This window comes from Microvirga tunisiensis, assembly GCF_009296175.1.
In the GTDB taxonomy this organism is placed as follows: Bacteria; Pseudomonadota; Alphaproteobacteria; order Rhizobiales; family Beijerinckiaceae; genus Microvirga; species Microvirga tunisiensis.
Window position 1 is genome coordinate 1 of record NZ_VOSK01000038.1, and the last position, 18,809, is coordinate 18,809.

Below are 18,809 nucleotides of genomic sequence, written 5' to 3' on the forward strand. Positions count from 1 at the left end.
CTTCTTCCTGAAAATCAAGCACTTCAGACGCATCGCCACGCGCTACGAACAGACCCCACGGGCGTTTATGTCAATCCTTTGCCTCGTCAGCGCGTTCATCTGGACCAAATGAATGTCAACGCGCTCTAGACCGGGCTCATGCGCCGCAACGTGCCATCCCGCATGACGAACTGGTGCCAGCAGGCGATGAGGGCGTGCAGTCCGGCGAGCCACAGAATCACGATGCCGCCGGTCTCATGCACCTCCGCGAGGAAGCCGGGCGCACCCTGCACCGGACTGACGAGAGCGGGAAGGCCGAGGCCGAAGAACGAGATCGGAACGCCGAGGCGCGAGGCGGCATACCATCCGGTCAGCGGCAGGCCGATGAGGAACACGTACAGGACGGTGTGGCCGATCTTGGCCGCCAGGTTGAGCCAAGGACCCTGGGTGTCCTCCACGCGCGGTGCGCCGCCCATCAGCCGGGCAATGAGGCGCGGGATCACGAGCATCAGCACGGCCAGGCCAAGGGAGAAGTGCAGCAGGGGCGGATTTTCCCGAACGTGCCGCCCGCCCTCAGAGGTGAACCAGGCTGCGACAACCAGCAGGGCCGTGGCCCAATGGAGAATGATGAGGGTTTTCGAGTACCGGGGCATCGGTGGCGTCCTTCCGTACGGGCCGGGCGGCGGGTTTGAGCCGGAATGCTCAATCCATCTTTCAGCAGAGCCGGTCTTTACGCCGTCCAACCTGTCATCTCGCTGACAGCCTTCCACAGCAACCTGACAGCAGGCGTGCGCCACTCTCCCGGCATTCCAGGCGCCTCCACTCACGCCCGGACGCAACAGGAGAAACTCATGCGCACCACCATCATCGTCCTTGCAACCGCCGTCGGCATCGTCGGCGCCTTCCCGGCCCAGGCGAGCAGCCTCGGACGCCCATGCACCACGGCGCCCCAGAGTCAGTGGCTTTCGGTCGAGGCCCTCAAGGCCAAGACCGAGGCCCAGGGCTACAAGGTCCAGAAGGCCAAGATCGCCAAGGCCTGCGGCGAGATCTACGCTCTCGACCCCAACAACGCCCGCACGGAGCTGTTCGTCGACCCCACCTCGGGCGAGATCGTCGCCAAGGAGTGACGTCATGACCGCGAACAAATCCGCGGTCGAGGCCGCCGGCGTGATGCCGGCGGCAGCCGCCTCTTCATCCCAAAGGACCGTCCGTGTCTGGGATCCCTTCATCCGCTTCTTCCACTGGAGCCTCGTGGGACTGTTCACCATCGCCTTCGTGACCGGGGACGAGATCGAGTGGCTGCACGTCCGCATCGGCTATGCCATCGCGGCTCTCGTGGCACTGCGGATCGTGTGGGGCCTCATCGGCCCCCGCCACGCGCGGTTCGGCGATTTCGTCCGCTCGCCACGGGCGATCATGACGTACCTGCTCCAGGCGGTGCGACGGAAGGCACCGCGCCATCTCGGGCACAATCCCGCGGGCGGCGCCATGGTCGTGGTCTTGCTCGTCATGCTTGTCGGCATCGCGGCCACCGGGTTCGCCATGACCACGGATGCTTTCTGGGGCTCCGAGTGGGTCGAGACACTTCACGAGGGGCTCGCCTACGCCACGATCGGACTCATCGTCCTGCACGTGACGGGCGTCGTCCTCTCCGGCCTGGAGCACGGCGAGAACCTCGTGAAGGCGATGATCACGGGCCGCAAGCGGGCATCCTGAGTGCGCTTGCATCAGGTCGGGTCCGGCAGCCGGACCTCCGCCAGAAGGCCGCCGAGCGACGAGCGCCGCAGGGACAGCGAGCCGCCATGGGCCTCCACCAGGTCCCCGACGATGGCAAGGCCCAGCCCGGTGCCGGGGCGGGTCTCGTCCAACCGCCCGCCGCGGGCGAGCACGGCATCGACCCGGTCCTCCGGCACCCCTGGACCATCGTCCTCGATCCGAAGCACTACGGCATTGCCGTCCCGTCTGCTCTCGATCCGGACCATGCCGGCCGCCCAGGTAGTTGCGTTCTCGGCCAGGTTGCCGAGGATCTCGGACAGGTCCTGGGCATCCATTCGGACCCCGAGACTCTCCATGGCGTCGACCTCCCACGACAGCTTCTGCCCCTGCGGGGTCCGCCGGAGCACGCCCACCACCTGCTCGACAACCGGGCGGATCGGCTGGGCTGGCCCCGACCGCACCCGGAGGCCTGTCCGCGCCCGCACGAGTTCGCGTTCGACGTGACGGCGCATGCCGGCGGTGACGGTCTCGATCTCGTCGGCAAGGCGGGTGTCCCCGCGGGCACGGAGTTCCTCCGCATCGGCACTCAGGACAGTCAGCGGCGTCTTCAGGCCGTGAGCCAGGTCGGCGGCGCGTGCCCTTGCCCTGGCGATGGCCTTCTCCTGTTCGTCGAGCAGGTGGTCGACCTCGGCGGCAAGCGGCCGGACCTCGTCCGGGAAGGACTCTCCCAGGCGGGCCGTCTCGCCGGAGCGGACCTGCGCGAGCCGACGGCGCACCGCATCGAGCGGGCGCAGGCCGACACCGACTTGGACCCACGCAGCGGCGATCAGGAAGGCCGCGAGAAGGACGAGGGACGGAACCAGGTCGGAGGCGAAGGCCAGGCCTGCGGCATGGATCTCCGCGCGGTCGAGGGCTACCGCGGCGCGGACCGTCCCGCCGCCGAGACTGGCCGGCAGGGCGATCCGGCGCTCGACCGCCAGCAGCGAGGCGCCGCCCGGACCGGGGATCGTGTGCTGATGAACCTCTCCGGTGGTCAGCGTATCGATCGGCAAGTCCAGTGTCGCATCCCAAAGCGAGCGCGACCGCAACACGGTTCCGGCCCCCTCCTCGGTGACCTGCCAGTACAGACCGCTCAGCGGCTGGAGGAAGCGCGGTTCGGCAGGAGGGGTGCCGACCTCGAGCGTGCCGTCCGCCGCCCGGGCGAGGCTGCTCACGAGCTGGTTGAGGTGCGAGCCGAGTTCGGCCACCATGCGCCGCTCCACATGGCGCTCGAACAGGAGCAGCAGGCCGAAGCCGGCCAGCGCGAGGGCGAGGACCACGGAGGCCGCGCCAACCGCGAGAAGGCGCAGCCTGAGCGAGCCCTGCCTCATGACGAAGCGGACTCCGGCACGAGGTAGCCAAAGCCGCGGCGGGTCTCGATCAGGTCGACGCTGAGCTTGCGGCGCAGGCGACCGACCAGCACCTCCAGTGCATTCGGATCGCGGTCGTGGTCATGGGCATAGAGATGCTCCATCAGTTCGGTCGGGGGGATGACCCGCCCGGCATGGTGCATGAGGTAGCTCAGGCAGCGGTATTCGAGAGGAGAGAGATTGAGGGGAATGTCGTCGACCGTGACCCGCATCCTCCGGGTGTCGAGCGCGACCGGACCTGACATGAAGACCGGCGCGGCCCGGCCGACGGCCCGGCGCAGGAGCGCCCGCACCCGGGCCAGCAACTCCTCCATCGCGAACGGCTTGGCGAGGTAGTCATCGGCGCCGGCATCGATGCCCTCGACCCGCTCCGCCCAGGCACCCCGCGCGGTGAGGATCAAGACGGGCAGGTCGCGTCCTGCCCCGCGCCACCGCTTCAGCACGGCAAGGCCGTCCATCTTCGGCAGGCCGAGATCGAGCACGACGAGATCGTAGTCCTCGGTGTCGCCGCGGAACCAGGCCTCCTCGCCATCAGACACATGATCGACGGCATAGCCCGCGTCCGTCAGGACGCCTGCGACCTTGCGGGCGATGCGGGCATCGTCCTCGACGAGCAGAATGCGCATCAGTGGCCCTCCCGCTTGAGGATCGTAGCCGTGGCGGCATCGACATAGACCTCCCACAGGCGCCCGGCCGGATCGATCACCTTGAACTCGTAGACCCATCGGTCGTGCTTGCGCTCGAACTCAACCCCGACGACCTCGCCGCCGAGGTCGGAACGCACCCGTGTCATAATCTCGGTGAGGGCGAGCGCCTCGCCCCGCTCAACGGCGCGGCGGGCTCGGTCGGAATCGCGCTCGCGATCCGCCACGGCGGCGGACGGCAGCAGAGCTGCGGCGAGGCCGAGGACGACGATGTCGCGGCGGGTCTTGCTCATGGGGCAAGAATGCCCCCGCGCACCTGACAGTTCGCTGACATGGATCAACAGCAGGCCGAAAGCGGCCCCTCGCTAATGTCGTCCCCTTCGATCCGGACACGCCGTTCGGATCAGGACAACAGGAGACCGACATGCGCGCGATCATCATGACAACAGCCCTTCTCACGGCGGGGCTCGCCGTCCCGGCCTTGGCCGACGGTTCCGGCAGCCGCTGCGCTCCGGCCACAAAGGGCCAGAGCGTCGCCGCGAGCGAGGTGAGCAAGGGATTGGAGGGACTCGGCTATCGCGTGGGACGGATCGAGGCCGAGCACGGCTGCTACCAGGTCCGGGCGGTGAACGACAGCGGCTTCCCGATCCAGGTCCTGTATGCCCGGGCCACAGGCGAGCTTGTCCAGGCGCGGCTTCGCTGAACGGAAACCCATGGAAATCAATCGAACGACGAAAGAGATCCGATCATGATCATCAACAAATCCCTTGCCGCCGCCCTGGTCGCGCTCGGACTGACGGTCGGGCTTCACGGAGCCGTTTCCGCGGCGGCTCCGCACGGACCCGACGGGCACGCCATGGAGATGTACCTCGACAACGGCCGGAAGTGGCAGACGGACGAGGCCCTGCGGACCGGGATGGGCCGGATCCGCGATGCCGTCGACGCCGCCCGGCCGATGATCCATGCGGGAGGGTATGGCGCGGCCGAGTTCTCCGCGCTCGCCGACAGGATCCAAGAGCAGGTCGACGACGTAGTGACGAACTGCAAGCTGCCTGAGCAGGCCGACGTCCAGCTCCATCTGGCGCTGGCGCAGGTCATGGACGGGATCTACGTCATGAAATGGGAAGCCGGCCGGGAGCAAGGCGCTCTGGCGATCGTGCAGGCCCTGGACGCCTATGGCGAGCACTTCGATCATCCAGGTTGGAAACCGTTGGGGCATCGATGACCGACCGCGACACCGAGGGCCGGGGCCGGCCATCCCAGGCCGCCTCCGATCACCTCGGCTGTCGCAATCCGTCCAGTCGCAGCATCGCCAAGATGGAGATGAGGGCATCGTCACGACCCGGCGCGAGATCCGGACGATCTGGCATCGCCCCGCCGGCACAGGCATCGGGCAGCTCTTCGGCAGTCTCTATGAGTTGTCCTGCAAGCGGGCCAAGATCGGTAGGTCCACCTGATTGGAGTCGGTTATGGAAAACTTCACCCCCGTGTCCGCCCTCATTGGCGGCCTTCTCATCGGCGCATCCGCAGCCCTGTTCCTAGTACTGAATGGGCGTATTGCGGGCATCAGCGGCATTCTCGGTGGTCTAATCCCACCCGAGCGTGGCCAGATCGGCTGGCGCCTCGCTTTCCTGGCCGGGATGTTCATCTCACCTTTGGTCTACGTGGCGTTCGGCGGAACCCTGCCGACGGTTATCCTCGACGCCTCGCTGCCTGTGCTGGCCCTGGCAGGGGTGATCGTCGGCTTCGGCACTCGTTTGGGGGCGGGCTGCACCAGCGGCCACGGCGTCTGCGGCATCGGCCGCGGCTCGCCGCGCTCGCTCGCTGCCACGGCCGTGTTCATGATCACCGCCATCGGCACCGTCTTCCTGACCCGTCACGTCATCGGAATGTAAACCATGCCCGTGATCCTCTCCGCCTTTGTCTCCGGCCTGCTGTTCGGCCTCGGGCTGATTGTTTCGCAGATGGTCAACCCGGCCAAGGTGCTCGGCTTCCTCGACATCTTCGGCAACTGGGACCTGAGCCTTGCTCTCGTGATGGGCGGCGCCGTCGCGGTGTCGGCGCTGGGCTACCTGATCGCCAAGCGCCGCGGCATGCCTGTGCTGGCCCCGGGCCTGGAGATCCCAACCCGGCGCGACCTTGACGCTCCCCTTATTAGCGGGGCTGCCCTGTTCGGTATCGGCTGGGGCCTCGTTGGCCTTTGCCCGGGGCCAGCGTTGGTCGGCCTGACGTTCGGTCCAACCAAAGTTTTCGTCTTTGTAGCCGCAATGATCCTCGGCATGTCCATTTTCCGCCTCGTTCCTGCGGACTGGCCTCGGGTTACCTTCCGGCGCGAGGCCTCCCGGATAGACGGATGAGGCTCAAGACATGAAGACCGGGATTCCAGGGAAGGCGGATGCCGGGCCTATTATGGCTGACGATGCCCTGGCCCGGGAATCCAAGCTTGCCGCCGAGTAACGACGTGAGGAGGACGTCACGATGCACGACCTGATGGGCGGGGAGATGATGTGGGGCACGGGCCTGTTCGGGCTCGTGGGCCTCGTCGGGGTGCTCCTCGTGATCACGGCGCTCGTGAAATACGTTTTCTTCCGATGAGGCATATCATGTTCACCAATCCCATTGCCGAAACACAGAGAGCGTAATGGGCAACGCGTTCGCATGCACCCTACGGGCAGGGTTGGCCGGAGCCGCCCTTGCGGGCCGCTTCCGGCCGCCAAGGGATTATCGAAGGTGACAGTCACCAAGGATCCGAGCTGCGGTTGTTCCCCCGGCTGGGTGGACCACCTGAAGCAGGCCAGGTTCCCGCTCGCGGTGATCGAGACCAGCGAGATCAACCACGTAAAGACGCGGTTGGGCGTACCCTGGCCACTCGCGGCCTGCCATACGGGCGAGATGGCCGGCTACGTGGTCGACGGGCACGTGCCAGCCCCGGCCATCAGGCGCCAGCTTTCGGAGAAGCCCCGGGCCACCGGGCTGGCCGTTCCCGGCATGGAGGTCGAAGACAAGGAGCCTGACACCTACGAGGTGATCCTGTTCGGGCCGTCGGGCCATCGCGCGCTACTGGGGCGCCCGGGAGGCCTGATGAACCGCGAACCTGCCTTGGTGGCGACACGGGAGAAGTGGATGGGGTTCTACAACGACGTCGTGTTGCCCTGCCTTATCGACCGGGCAATGAGGAAAGAGGAGCTTGTCGGCTATCGCCGACGCGTCGTCGGGGCAGCCCGCGGCCGGGTGCTCGAAGTCGGCATCGGGTCCGGCCTAAATCTGCCGTTCTACGATTCGAGCGTGACCGAGATCATCGGCCTGGAGCCTTCCCAGCCCCTGCTCGAATTGGCATCGCGGAGGGCGGGAGCCAACAGGACGGTCTCCTTTTTGCCGGCATCGGCCGAGGCGATCCCGCTGGACGCGGGCAGCGTCGACACGGTCGTGACCACGTGGACGATGTGCTCGATCCCGGACGCTCGTGCGGCGCTCGCCGAGATGCGGCGCGTGCTCAGGCCCGGTGGCGAACTCCTGTTCGTCGAGCACGGCCGCGCACCCGATCGCTGGGTCGTGCACCTCCAGGATTGGCTGACCCCTGCCTGGCGGCCGCTCGCCGGGGGCTGCCATCTCAATCGGCCGATCGCGGATCTCATCACGGCGGCCGGGTTCAAGATAGACGATCTGCGGACGGGCTATGCGCCCGGGCCGAAGCCCTTCACGTTCCTCTACGAAGGGAGCGCGAAGGGCACCTGAGCAGATGCTGCCGGGAAGGCAGTGCAAGAAGAGGTCAAAGACCCGATTGGTTGGGGGCGAAGCCGTACCACCGATGTCACCGACGCGCTCCGTTGAGCGCCTGAAGACAAGGAGGAACCCACGATGATGACCACACTGTCACGCACAGCCGCCTTGGCCATGATGATTGCCGCCGGCATGACGACGGCGGCCAGCGCGCAGACCACCGAGGCCGGCCCACACCATCCCGGGATGACGCTCGCACAGGCGATGCAGCCGCCCGGCATGATGGGGCCGGGCAGGATGAGCCAGGGCCAAGGGGCACAGGCCGGGCAGTCCACTTCCATGCCGCCCGCGCAGCCCGCCATGATGTGCGGCATGATGCAGCCCGGGATGATGGGCCAAGGGACGATGGAACGCGGCATGATGGGCATGCCCGGCCCCGCGCCGATGAAGATCTTCCTTGCCATTGCCGATGCGAACGGCGACGGCGGGCTTTCCTTCGATGAGGTGATGGCCATTCACAAGCGGATCTTCGACAGGGTCGACGCCGACAAGGACGGCAAGGCGACGCCCGAGGAGATCCAGGCCTTCATGCGGGAGTAGCTCGTGTCAGCGCATCGCCGCTTGGGCGGCGGGGACGGCGAAGACCGTCCCCGCCGCAGATCAGGCGTTCCTTCTCCCCGAGGGCCGAAGTCTACGACTGATCAGAGCCTGCATCCCCTCCAATCCTTCCGGGAGGTCCATGATGTCTGACACGCGGCAGGAGCACTGGGACAAGATCTTCGCGACCAAGGACGAAGAGGCGGTGAGCTGGTTCCAGGTGAGGCCGGAAACCTCCCTGCGCCTGATCCGCGCCTGCGGCCTTCCCAAGGCCGCAGGAATCCTCGACGTCGGGGCAGGGTGCTCCCACCTGCCTGACGCCCTTCTCGAGGAGGGATTTGCCAACATTGCCGTGCTCGACATCTCGGCCACCGCTTTGGCGAGGACCAGGGCACGCCTTGGTGACAAGGGGCTTGCGGTCCGCTTCATCGTGGCCGATCTCACAGCTTGGCAGCCCGACCTTACCGTCGACCTTTGGCATGACCGGGCCGTCCTGCACTTCCTGACGCAGGACCGGGACCGGGCCGCCTATGCGGACGCTGTCAGGCAGGCTGTAAAACCAGGCGGCTTCGTCCTGATCTCGGGCTTCGCTCCGGGCGGGCCCGAGCGGTGCAGCGGACTGCCCGTCCTGCGCGCTAACCAAGACGCGATTGCCCCCCTTCTCGGGCCTGTTTTCGACCTCCTTGAGACGTTTGAGGAGGATCATCAGACTCCGTCAGGAGGGCGGCAGCGGTTTGTGTTCACCCGCTGCCAGCGGCGCCACGGCTGAAGGTGTGAGGCCGGGGCTAACTGTCTTTGAGACGAGGCCGTGCCTCACTGCTGGCAGCCTGATTCTCACAGGTGTTCGCCCATTGAACGCAGATACGCGATCAGATCGGCGCGTTCATCCTGCGCCTCGATACCAGGGAAGGCCATGCTGGTCTTCGGAACGAGCTTGTACGGGGCGGTGAGATAACGGTCCAGAAGGGCTTCGCTCCAGCGGTCCTCCTCCTGGGCGAAGCCGCGCAGGGCAGGGGAATAGGAAAACCCCTCTTGCGACGCGATCCTGCGGCCGACGATCCCGTGCAGGTTCGGGCCTTGGAGGTTGATTTCGTCCGGCTGCACGGAGTGGCACGAATAGCAGTACTGGAACACCTTCTCGCCCCGCACCGGATCACCACCGTCAGCCAGAGCGCCCGTGATGGCCAACCCAAGCAGAAGGGCAGCCGACGGGAACGGCTTCCGGATCACTGCGACCGCCGGGCCGTGCGGATCACCATCAGCCGGTCCGCGCCCGATTCCGGCAACCAGACCTCGCCGGGCCGGCCGAGGATCTGGCGCACGTTGGCGTCGGCCTCGGACATCGGATAGCTCGTGAACTGTTCGGTGGCCGGATCGAAGGACAGGATGGCGTCGGCGCCCCAGTCGGACACCCAGACGATGTCGCTGTCGTCGACATAGACGGCGTAGGCCTGCGGCTTGTCGCCGGGCAGCTTCCATTCCCGCCAGCTATTCGCCTTCGGATCGTACAGTCCGAGCTGACCGGCGTTCCACTCCGAGACCCAGATCCGCGCCTTCGAGTCAGACCAGACGCGGCGGGCGCCCTGACCCTTCGTCGGCGGTTCGATCACGGTCGCCTCGCCCGTCGCCTTGTCGATGCGGGCGATGTGGTTGCCGGCGAGCGAGGCGTAATAGACATCGCCTTCCGGCGTGGCCGTGATGCCATAGGGACCACGGCCACGCGGCGCCTTCCACACCTTCAGCTCGCCGCTCCGCGGGTTCAGCCGACCGTAAAACCCATTCTGCCCCGTGAACCAGTGAACGCCGTCCTTGTCGAACACGGCGGTGTTCAGGTTGGTGTAGCCGGTCTCGTCGGGAAGCTTCCAGGCCGTTACTTTCTCGGTCTGAGGATCGACGCGCACGATGGCGTTCTGTCCGCCGTCGGTGAGCCAGGCCGCGCCATCGGGGCCTTGGATCACGCCGTGCGGTGCCGACTTCGGCCCGAGCTTGATCTCTCGACTCTGGCCCGTGCTCGGATCGAGGATGCCGAGGGCGCCATTGCGCTGGGCGGAGTACCAGACCTTGCCATCCGGAGCGGGTGCCACGTCGTGCGGATAGGCACCTTCGGGCAGCGGAAAGACCTGCTGCGACTGCTGTGCGGATCCCGATGCGGCAAGCGCGAAGAAAGCCAAGAGGGCGATGGTACCGCGGCAAGCCGATAACATGGCGGGGTCCTCCTGATCTGCCGGAAACCATGCTCCGGAATCGGATCACCATTTCACGAGTGTCAGTTTGAATTAGGACACCCGGCGCTGACCGGGATTGCAGCGGCCAACAAGAATTCGTGAGTCCATGATCCGCAGGCCAGGGCCAGCGTCGCCCGCCTACCCGCACCAGATCTCGATGGGGGCACTGCGGCCTCTCAGGACGCGAGGGCCGACGGACCGAAAGGAATCGACGACGGACAGGTCACCTGCCGCCTCGCGAGTCCTTGCCATGAAGGCCTCGCTGGCGACGATCCGGCAGCCCAGCTCACGCGTGATGCCCTGGAGGCGGCTGGCCGTGTTGACCGTGTCGCCGACGACCGTGAACGCCATCGAGCGCTCGGAGCCGAGGTCACCCATGACAACCGGGCCGTAGTGAAGGCCGATGCCGATTCCGAGGACGTCCTGGCCGTTGCGCGCGCGCTCGCCGTTCCACTGTCCGACCTCGGCCAGCATGGCCCGGCCGCAGGCGAGCGCCCGGGCGGCATCGTCCGGCGCGGGATCGGGAACCCCGAACGTGACCAGGAGGGCATCGCCGATGAACTTGTCCAAGGTGCCACCATGGGCGAAGACGATCTCCTCCATCCGGGCATGGAACCCACGCAGGAGCTGCATGACCTCCTCGGGAGCCAGCCGCTCGGACAGTGTCGTGAAGCCCTTGATGTCGGCGAAGAGCACGGCCACCTCCTGCCGCCGGTCGCCGCCGAACGGTTGATCGGAACGGGCAAGCCGCTCCACGACCCGGGGCGAGAAGTAGCGGGCGAGGTTGGCTTGCCGACGCTCGGCACTGGCCCGGGTGAGCGCCAGGCGGCGTGAGCGTTCGACCGCGGCCGAGAGCGCCGCCGCCACCAGGAGCAGCACGAGGGCCTCGGTGTACCACTGCCCGATATGCACGAAGGCGAGATCGCGGAACGCCTCGACGGCGTTCGCGACGAGCCTCCCCGACATGCTCGGAACGCCGATGTGGATGCCGGGGTCGAGGGCGGCAACGGCGAGGGGAATGGACCAGCCCAGCACCGCACAGACTCCGGACCACAGCAGCAGGAGGGGATCGAGGGCAAAGGTGCGCAGGGCCAGCAGGAACACGAACCAGAGGACCAGGCCCCCTTTGAGGGTCACGGTGACCGGGATCGTGCCTTCGAGCCAGGGGTTGGGCAGGGCCAGGACGGCGCCGAGGATCACGCTGTCGAGCAGGGCGAACGCCATGGCGATGCCGCGCGGATGGCGGTGCCGCTTCAGGATCGCGAACTCGGCCAAACCGGAGGCGAGGACGGCTCCCACGGCCGCGAGGTTGAACACGGCGGCCCAGCCGACGTGGAACAGGTCGTGCCCGAGCCAAACGAAGGCCACGGCGAGAAGCACGATGCGAACCTTGGCGGCTAGGCGCAATCCTTCCTGCTCCTTGAGGCGCAGGGAGGCGGCCACGCGATCCGGCAGGGGCGCGGCTCCGAACTTGCCCAGGAATGGCACCGCACCGGCGAACTTGATCATTCGGACGTCCTCACCTCGTTCCACTTCCTTGGCTAGTTGCGCACCCTCTTCGGCGCGGTGCCCCGACGTGTGGAGCGGAGGCCGACGGCTCCGAACTGCGGGGACGAGTGGATGTCGATCAATCCCGCATCGTGGCCGCCCTCAAGTCCGTCGATGATCGGGCACTCGGGCCGCTCGTCACCGTGGCAGTGCTTCGCGAGATGCCTGAGGGTGGCAGCCATCTCCTGCAACTCCCGTGCCTTCCGCTCGAGGATGTCGACGTGCTCGAGGGCGATCCGCTTCACGTCCGTGCTGGCGCGGTCCCGATCCCGCCACAGGGTGACGAGTTCCCCGATCTGCTCGACGGAGAAGCCGAGGTCGCGCGCCCGCCGGATGAAGCCGAGCGTGTGGACGTCGTTGCCGGAGTACACCCGATACCCGGCCTCGGTCCTGACCGTCTTCGGGATCAGCCCGATCGACTCGTAGTAGCGGATCATCTTGGCCGAGACGCCTGAGGCCTCCGCTGCCTGTCCGATGTTCATCACAAATCCTCCTCAGGTCAGTGGATGGCCCGCCGTGGCGGACCACGCTCGTCATTCTCCCGGGCGAGCCGGGGAGCGGGCGCGGCTGCGCCGGATGTCGTGTCCGAGCCGACCGGCGCCTTGAACCCGCGCAGGCGCAGGGCATTGCCCAGGACGAACACGCTCGAGAGCGCCATCGCCCCCGCCGCGATCATCGGCGACAGCAGCGTGCCATTGACCGGATACAGCGCGCCCGCGGCCACGGGGATCAGCACCACGTTGTAGGCGAAGGCCCAGAACAGGTTCTGCCGGATGTTGCGGATCGTGGCCTTCGACAGGGCAATCGCGTTCGGCACGCCACGCAGGTCGCCGGACATCAGCACCACGTCGGCGCTCTCGATCGCCACGTCCGTGCCCGTGCCGATGGCGAGACCCACGTCGGCCGCCGCCAGAGCCGGGGCATCGTTGATGCCGTCGCCGACGAAGGCGACGCGGCGTCCGCCGGCCTGCAACTCCTTCACCGAGGCGACCTTTCCGTCGGGCAGGACCTCGGCGATGACCTCATCGATCCCGACCTGACGGGCGATGGCCTGCGCCGTGCGGCGGTTGTCGCCCGTGACCATCGCCACCTTGAGGCCGAGGCGGTGCAGGGCCGCGATCGCCTCCGGGGTGGACGGCTTGATCGGGTCGGCCACGGCGATGACCGCCGCGAGCCGGCCGTCGATGGCGGCGTAGAGCGGGCTCTTGCCCTCGTCGCCGAGACGGGATGCCGCCGACGCGAACGCCGTAATCGGGTGACCGAGCCGCTCCATGTAGCGGTCCGCCCCGACCTCGACCTTCCGGCCGTGGACCGTCGCCGTGATTCCGAAGCCGGGAACGGCCTCGAATCCTTCCACAGATGCCAATTCGAGTCCCCGGTGCGTGGCCGCCGCGACGATTGCCTCACCGATGGGATGCTCGGACCGGGTCTCCACGGCCGCGACGAGCGCCAGCACCTCGGCTTCGCCGAATCCTTGGGCAGCGATCAGGTCGGTCAGCTCCGGACGTCCCTTGGTCAGGGTGCCCGTCTTGTCGAGCGCCACCATCTGTACATCGCCCAGACCCTGCAAGGCCTCACCCTGCCGGAACAAGACGCCGAGCTCGGCCGCCCGGCCGGTGCCGACCATGATCGAGGTCGGCGTCGCCAGGCCCATCGCGCACGGGCAGGCGATGATCAGGACGGCGACCGCGTTCACGAGGGCGAAGCTCAAGGCAGGCTCCGGACCGAACACCAGCCAGACCAGGAAGGTGAGGGCGGCCGCGGCCATCACGGCGGGCACGAACCACGCCGTCACCTTGTCGACGAGCGCCTGGATCGGCAGCTTGGACCCCTGGGCTGTCTCGACCATGCGGATGATCTGGGCCAGCACCGTGTCGGCGCCGACCTTGGTCGCCCGGAACGTGAAGCTGCCCGTCTTGTTGATCGTGCCGCCGACGACCGGGGCACCCTCGGCCTTCTGCACGGGTACGGGCTCGCCCGTGATCATGGATTCGTCGACGTAGGACGAGCCTTCGACGACGTCGCCGTCGACCGGGACCTTCTCGCCGGGGCGGACCTGGACGAGGTCACCCGTGCGGACCTCCGCCAGCGGGATCTCGACCACGCTGCCCTCGCGGACCACGCGGGCCGTCTTCGGCGTCAGGCCCATGAGGCGCTTGATGGCCTCCGAGGTGCGTCCCTTGGCCTTCGCCTCGAGGAAGCGCCCGAGCAGGATCAGGGTCACGATGACGGCTGCCGCCTCGTAGTACACGTTCGCCGTACCCGCAGGCAGGATGCCCCGCGCGAACGTCGCCACGACCGAGTAGCCGTAGGCCGCCGCGGTGCCGAGGGCCACGAGCGAGTTCATGTCCGGGGCGCGGCGCAGCAGAGCAGGTAATCCCTTGCGGAAGAACCGCAGGCCAGGACCGAACAGGACGAGCGTCGTGAGGGCGAACTGGAGGTACCAGCTCTCCCGGTGCCCGATGGTGGCCATGATCCACTCGTGCACCCCCGGCACGAAGTGCGATCCCATCTCCAGGGCGAACACCGGAAGCGTGAGGACGGCGGCAATGACGAGGGACGTCCGGAGGGACGCGATCTCCGCCTCGCGGGCGGCGCGCTCCTCATCGGTGCGATCGACGCCGACGCGGACCTCCTCGGCCTCGTAGCCGGTCGCCTCGACGGCCGCGACGAGGCGGCCCACCGCCTCCGCCGAGCCGAAGAGCCGCACGGTGGCACGCTCGGTCGCCAAGTTGACCGCGGCATTCACGACGCCGGGCACGCGCTTCAGGGCCTTCTCGACCCGCGCGACGCAGGAGGCGCAGGTCATGCCGGAGATCTTCAGCTCGACGGTGGCGGGCATTGGCTCATAGCCGACGTCGCGGATGGCCTCGACGACTGCCTGCGGATCGCCATCCGCGGAACCGAACGACACGCTGGCGCGCTCGGTCGCCAGGTTCACGTTGGCGGCGGTGACGCCCTCGATCCGCCGGATTGCCTTCTCGACACGGCCGATGCACGACGCGCAGGTCATTCCCTGGACGGGAATCTCGACCGTCAGGCCTTGCCTGGCCAACTCCTTCACAGCCATTTCGGAACTCCTACCCGGAAGCATTGGCTGAGGTGTAATCCTTCCAACAGTGGGAAGGTCAAGCGGCCGTTTCAAGCCGGCGAGGGCCTCGTCGCTTACGGGGTCCGGGTGCTTTCATCGGGACATGAATGCTCCTGGCTGGATCACCCGCTGAGGAGTCCTTATGGCGATTCACCCGGTCGGTCGCCGTGTACTGGTTCCTCGGCGAGGCCGACGTCGTCCTGTGTGGCAACCGAACGCCGCCGGCGGACCCGACCATCGAACGGGGGACGCCGGTCCCGAATGAACTCGTCGACGCATTCGGCGTGAAGGCAAAGCGCCTTGCGTAGGTTGGATCGCCTCTGGGGTGAGGCGTCGGCCATTACCGACGCGCGGTCGAGCAACCCAAGCGCCGTCTCAAGCGGACCGGTGGCCGCTGCTCCGAGATGGTGTTGCACCGTCCGGAATGCCGCCTTGAGGTCGTAGAGCCTGCGTATGGGGTAGTCCTGTTCCTTCAGCCATCGGTCGAAGTAGGGCGGGAACTGATGGTCGACGTCCGGACGCTCGCCCCTCGCATGAGCCAGAATGCACCTACCGACTACTTCGGAAACCGGAGGCGGCACGCTGTTGGCGATCATCTGTCCAATGTTCGTCTTCCCGCCACATGCGTCCCAGCTCCAGTCCTTGGGGAATCCTTGCAGCCAGCCGAACTGGTCCAGCGTAGGAACGGGCAGCCTGCGAACGTCGGCGACATCGCCCTTGCGCGGCACGTAATCTTCGCCCGGCGCCCATGGACTCGAACTCGTAATAGTCGGACAGGGCCGATCCGTACGCCGCGTCCCGGGGCTACCCTCGCCACCGGGTGCGAACCAATAGAGATTTCCGCGGCCGTCACCGACATTGAGACCGAACTCCGCTCCCAAGACATCAGAGACACAGAGCTTCCGCTTGTCGCTCGCTGCCTTCAGGTGGTCGGCGAGGAAACCATCGACCTCGTGGAGGCAGCCGATGAGGAACAGTCGTTTGCGTGTCGTCGCCACGCCGTAGCGGGTCGCGTCCAGGATGGTCTCGGTCAAGCCGTACCCGGCTCGCTTGAAGACGACCCGTGCCCGTCGGTAGGCAGCGGATTTTCGTGCGCCACGGACGTTCTCCATGATGAAGTACCGCGGCCGGGAGGTGGCAACGATGATCGCGAAGGCCGTCGTCAGGTCGGCGAGATCCCCTTCCTGGCGGTCGCGGTTGGCTTGCGAGAATTCCTGGCACGGCGGGCCCCCGGCAATCAGGTCAGGCGCGAGCACGGCGACGCCGGGGGCCGCGCGCACGAGGTCGCCAAGATCACCAACCCAGGTGTGGGTGTGGCCGGGTACCAGCGCAAGCCTCGGCGACAGGTTGGCTCGATGCACCGCCAAGGCTGGGCGTGACTCGTCGTAGGCCCGGACAATCCTGAACCCTGCCCGCTTCAGACCGAGGCCCATTCCTCCTGCACCGCAGAACAGTTCGACAACTCGCATGATAATCTGCCCCGTCGTGAATTTCCTTCACGATCATTCCCGCGGGCTCATGCACGCCTGCCGCAGTTCTGTCCAGGCTTTTGGGCAGGTAGTTAAAGGATTTCACGACATTGGATTAACATCTCGTCCAGTTCGATGAGCGGCAACGGACACGGGACTTTGCCGCTGCACAACCTAGGTAGCAGTATCGCCGTCGACCACGCTCATGCACTGAGCAAATGTCTCCGACCAGAATCCCATTCCCCAATGGAAGATGTCAACGGATCGGCGCAGCCCCAACTTGAAGAACGGATCGGCTCAGCATCCGCTCACCGCAGCCCCATCAGCGGCTCCCGATCCGACCAATCGGGAATGGTCTTGATGTCCTTGCTCCCGCACTTGGAGCACTTGAGTTTCAACCCGACGTCGGGAACGGGCATGTCATCCGGCCAGTTTTCCACGTTGATAGAGGATTCATGCCCGCAGCCATGCCTTTGGCAGATGGCCATGACCGACCGGGCGCCATGCTCCCGCATGCTGGCGAGATCCATGGGCCGGATCTCGTTCCCGTTCTCGTCATAGGACCGGCGGGGATTCCTCATCCTGGCTTTCTTCCTCGTCAGGCAGGTTGAAGTAGTAGAGGAGCGACCAGAGATGCATCACGTACAAGGAAAACCTGTCCCGGGGCTCCAACTTATTGACGTCTTTGGGCCGCCCCGTGTTGGGCATCTTCTTGAATGCTTTGGAGTAGCTTTTCTGCGTAATCTCCTTCATGTCCGCATCGAAAGCCTGGAACAGAGAGCCCACGTTCTTTTCTTCCAGTGACGCACTGAGGTCATGCGCGAAGGCATTGCGGATCTCGCCCATCTTTCGCAAAGGACTTTTGAACTCGGAGGGAAGCCCGAGAGACACGGCGAGCGTGATCTTCTTATCGTACTCGAACCTCACCGCTGTTAGAGCCTCGAAGGCTTCCGCAGGCAGCCTCGCCTTGATGAACTCGTTCAGCTCATGCTCAACGTAAAGATGGCCGCGGATGGCAGCCCCTAGTTCGTCTTCAGCCGTGAGTGCGTTTGCGAGCGCATCTAGCCGCTCCTGCCTATCCTTCATTCGTTGATCCCTTCCGAAGAAGCGCCAGACCATAAAGGCAAGGCATCCCCGCTGAAAAGAACCAACTCCGTCTCAAGGATTCCCATGCAGAAACCCCACCCGGGGTAGAGCCGAACGGGGTTCCGTGTTGCCTCAGCCTGATACGCTACGCGGCCTGTCTCGAATATAGCCGCAGGGAGTAAACGTCCCGTTGTTGCCTATGCGTCCTCCCCGTGCAGGTCCAGCACGTCGAGGATGAGGGAAAGGCCGATGGCCGGGTTCTGTAAGCCTTACAGAAGTGATGAGCACCACCTCGGCCGGGCCCGGGGTGGGCTCAGCTTTGTGCCAATGCGAGCGGGCATCCGAAACTGGATGTTGACCAAGGGGTGGGAAAGTTCGCACATAAGAAATCCCACGCGGACGCTGATTCCTTTCCTTAATGGAGAACCGCGTCCGTGCCTTCCGATCAATCCAAGTTCCTGCTGATCCTCGCTGGCCTGACAAGCTTCATGGCGGCAATGACGGGTCTCTTGGTAGAGCTCCGCCATTGGATCTGGTGACGCGGCGCGGCTAGTCCGCACCGTGGCCTCGCGCGAGCTCTCGGACCTCCGCCTCCCGGCCAGCCTGGAAGGCTTCGAAAGGGGTCAGCCCGCCAAGAGCGTCGTCGGGTGTCACGAACCACTCCAACCGCATCCATGGCGCGCGGATCGGCATCATGGCAAGGATCTCACGCACCCGCAGAACCGTCATCGAGTTCCGGAGCTGGAAGGCAGGGACCACCAGGCGCCCGTCCCACTCGACCGCGAGCAGGTCGCCTGCCTCGACGTGCTGGCGCAGCTCGGCGACGTCCATGCAGAGCCAGTCGGCCGCCAGGGCCTCCTCGAGGTAGCCCCCGGCCCGCCGGAGGATCTCGTTCTTGATGGCGTCGGCCTCGGCGATCGCACTGTTGAATGGCTGCCCTCGGCGGATGAGCCGGCGGCGGTACACCGTCGTCGGCGTCCAGCCCATCTCACGGAGGGCTTCCCCGAAGGTCTCCTTTTCGTCCCCGTCGCCCATCGCATCCCGTCCATCGCTCATGTCGGCCTCCAGGGGCATCCAAGGATCGGCGGCCAAGAACCGCCACGAATTGGTCGGGTGCTTCGGCACGGTGTCTCCGATCAGATCCTCAAGGACAGACGGGCGCGGCGCGAGGCCCATGGAGCCTGTCGCCCGGACTCGGCGGAGTGCGTCCTCGAACTGGTCGTCATCATCGTCCATCGCACTACCTGCACCAGCATGAACCCTGCCGAGATCTTCACCCTTGTCATCGCCCCGGCGACGATCCTGGTCCTGGCCGTGCTCGCCTG

Annotated in this window: 22 protein-coding genes and 1 pseudogene; 10 read left to right on the forward strand and 13 right to left on the reverse strand. The window is 66.3% G+C overall.

Annotation, left to right across the window (positions count from 1 at the left end; all coding sequences use genetic code 11):
* Positions 1–125: 125 nt before the first annotated feature.
* On the reverse strand, positions 126–632 hold the full coding sequence (locus tag FS320_RS12520; protein WP_152711959.1) for a cytochrome b: 507 nt from the start codon (positions 630–632) through the stop codon (positions 126–128).
* Between the two features lie 45 nt (positions 633–677).
* Here FS320_RS12520 and FS320_RS50200 point away from each other — a divergent pair, with 45 nt between their 5' ends.
* Together FS320_RS50200 and FS320_RS12530 are read left to right on the forward strand one after the other, a co-directional pair.
* Complete coding sequence (locus FS320_RS50200; protein ID WP_338105281.1) at positions 678–1,106, forward strand: PepSY domain-containing protein; 429 nt, start codon at positions 678–680, stop codon at positions 1,104–1,106.
* Between the two features lie 4 nt (positions 1,107–1,110).
* Complete coding sequence (locus FS320_RS12530; protein WP_152711961.1) at positions 1,111–1,695, forward strand: cytochrome b/b6 domain-containing protein; 585 nt, start codon at positions 1,111–1,113, stop codon at positions 1,693–1,695.
* 11 nt (positions 1,696–1,706) lie between these two features.
* Here the strand turns inward: FS320_RS12530 and FS320_RS12535 are convergent, their stop codons facing one another.
* Genes FS320_RS12535 through FS320_RS12545 form a run of 3 tightly spaced genes read right to left on the reverse strand, consistent with a single transcriptional unit; the run spans position 1,707 to position 4,041 of the window.
* Entirely contained in the window at positions 1,707–3,065 is a 1,359-nt protein-coding gene (locus tag FS320_RS12535; RefSeq protein ID WP_152711963.1) for a sensor histidine kinase, read from the reverse strand.
* The gene (locus tag FS320_RS12540; RefSeq protein WP_152711965.1) at positions 3,062–3,730 is read right to left on the reverse strand and encodes a response regulator transcription factor; all 669 of its coding nucleotides are present in this window, start codon (positions 3,728–3,730) and stop codon (positions 3,062–3,064) included. The genes FS320_RS12535 and FS320_RS12540 overlap by 4 nt, the downstream gene beginning before the upstream one ends.
* A complete protein-coding gene (locus tag FS320_RS12545; RefSeq protein ID WP_152711967.1) occupies positions 3,730–4,041 on the reverse strand; it encodes a PepSY domain-containing protein in 312 nt (103 codons plus the stop codon). The genes FS320_RS12540 and FS320_RS12545 overlap by 1 nt, the downstream gene beginning before the upstream one ends.
* A 131-nt stretch (positions 4,042–4,172) precedes the next feature.
* Here FS320_RS12545 and FS320_RS12550 point away from each other — a divergent pair, with 131 nt between their 5' ends.
* The 8 genes and pseudogenes from FS320_RS12550 to FS320_RS12580 all read left to right on the forward strand — a co-directional run bounded on the left by FS320_RS12550 (position 4,173) and on the right by FS320_RS12580 (position 8,834).
* On the forward strand, positions 4,173–4,451 hold the full coding sequence (locus FS320_RS12550) for a PepSY domain-containing protein (protein ID WP_152711969.1): 279 nt from the start codon (positions 4,173–4,175) through the stop codon (positions 4,449–4,451).
* A gap of 45 nt (positions 4,452–4,496) precedes the next feature.
* A complete protein-coding gene (locus FS320_RS12555; RefSeq protein WP_152711971.1) occupies positions 4,497–4,973 on the forward strand; it encodes a hypothetical protein in 477 nt (158 codons plus the stop codon).
* Positions 4,974–5,217: 244 nt separating this feature from the next.
* Positions 5,218–5,643 (forward strand): YeeE/YedE family protein, encoded by a 426-nt coding sequence (locus tag FS320_RS12560; protein ID WP_152711972.1) that lies wholly within the window; start codon positions 5,218–5,220, stop codon positions 5,641–5,643.
* A gap of 3 nt (positions 5,644–5,646) precedes the next feature.
* On the forward strand, positions 5,647–6,105 hold the full coding sequence (locus FS320_RS12565) for a DUF6691 family protein (RefSeq protein ID WP_152711974.1): 459 nt from the start codon (positions 5,647–5,649) through the stop codon (positions 6,103–6,105).
* 301 nt (positions 6,106–6,406) lie between these two features.
* Positions 6,407–6,733 (forward strand): annotated as a pseudogene (locus FS320_RS50720) (DUF411 domain-containing protein); the annotation flags it as partial.
* A gap of 138 nt (positions 6,734–6,871) precedes the next feature.
* A complete protein-coding gene (locus tag FS320_RS47015; RefSeq protein ID WP_202882855.1) occupies positions 6,872–7,483 on the forward strand; it encodes a class I SAM-dependent methyltransferase in 612 nt (203 codons plus the stop codon).
* 123 nt (positions 7,484–7,606) lie between these two features.
* Positions 7,607–8,068 carry an EF-hand domain-containing protein gene (locus FS320_RS12575; protein WP_152711979.1) on the forward strand — a complete coding sequence of 154 codons (462 nt, stop codon included), beginning with the start codon at positions 7,607–7,609 and terminating at the stop codon, positions 8,066–8,068.
* A gap of 139 nt (positions 8,069–8,207) precedes the next feature.
* Positions 8,208–8,834 carry a class I SAM-dependent methyltransferase gene (locus FS320_RS12580; RefSeq protein WP_338105280.1) on the forward strand — a complete coding sequence of 209 codons (627 nt, stop codon included), beginning with the start codon at positions 8,208–8,210 and terminating at the stop codon, positions 8,832–8,834.
* A gap of 65 nt (positions 8,835–8,899) precedes the next feature.
* Here FS320_RS12580 and FS320_RS12585 read toward each other — a convergent pair whose 3' ends face one another.
* The 9 genes from FS320_RS12585 to FS320_RS12625 form a co-directional block, all read right to left on the reverse strand.
* Positions 8,900–9,295 carry a c-type cytochrome gene (locus FS320_RS12585; RefSeq protein WP_202882854.1) on the reverse strand — a complete coding sequence of 132 codons (396 nt, stop codon included), beginning with the start codon at positions 9,293–9,295 and terminating at the stop codon, positions 8,900–8,902.
* On the reverse strand, positions 9,292–10,269 hold the full coding sequence (locus tag FS320_RS12590; protein ID WP_152711981.1) for a Vgb family protein: 978 nt from the start codon (positions 10,267–10,269) through the stop codon (positions 9,292–9,294). The genes FS320_RS12585 and FS320_RS12590 overlap by 4 nt, the downstream gene beginning before the upstream one ends.
* Positions 10,270–10,428: 159 nt before the next feature.
* Positions 10,429–11,799, reverse strand: a complete 1,371-nt coding sequence (locus FS320_RS12595; RefSeq protein WP_152711983.1) for an adenylate/guanylate cyclase domain-containing protein — start codon at positions 11,797–11,799, stop codon at positions 10,429–10,431.
* A 32-nt stretch (positions 11,800–11,831) separates the two neighbouring features.
* Positions 11,832–12,320 (reverse strand): Cu(I)-responsive transcriptional regulator, encoded by a 489-nt coding sequence (gene cueR, locus FS320_RS12600; RefSeq protein WP_152711985.1) that lies wholly within the window; start codon positions 12,318–12,320, stop codon positions 11,832–11,834.
* A gap of 17 nt (positions 12,321–12,337) precedes the next feature.
* Positions 12,338–14,908: a heavy metal translocating P-type ATPase gene (locus tag FS320_RS12605; protein ID WP_152711987.1), complete on the reverse strand. Its 2,571-nt coding sequence runs from the start codon at positions 14,906–14,908 to the stop codon at positions 12,338–12,340.
* A 161-nt stretch (positions 14,909–15,069) separates the two neighbouring features.
* Entirely contained in the window at positions 15,070–16,398 is a 1,329-nt protein-coding gene (locus tag FS320_RS12610; RefSeq protein WP_152711989.1) for a DNA cytosine methyltransferase, read from the reverse strand.
* A 308-nt stretch (positions 16,399–16,706) separates the two neighbouring features.
* Positions 16,707–16,979, reverse strand: coding sequence for a hypothetical protein (locus FS320_RS12615; protein ID WP_152711991.1), 273 nt, complete (start codon positions 16,977–16,979; stop codon positions 16,707–16,709).
* The gene (locus tag FS320_RS12620) at positions 16,954–17,517 is read right to left on the reverse strand and encodes a hypothetical protein (protein ID WP_152711993.1); all 564 of its coding nucleotides are present in this window, start codon (positions 17,515–17,517) and stop codon (positions 16,954–16,956) included. Before FS320_RS12620 ends, FS320_RS12615 begins: the two co-directional genes overlap by 26 nt.
* Before the next feature lie 516 nt (positions 17,518–18,033).
* Positions 18,034–18,720 (reverse strand): hypothetical protein, encoded by a 687-nt coding sequence (locus tag FS320_RS12625; protein WP_152711995.1) that lies wholly within the window; start codon positions 18,718–18,720, stop codon positions 18,034–18,036.
* Positions 18,721–18,809: the final 89 nt, after the last annotated feature.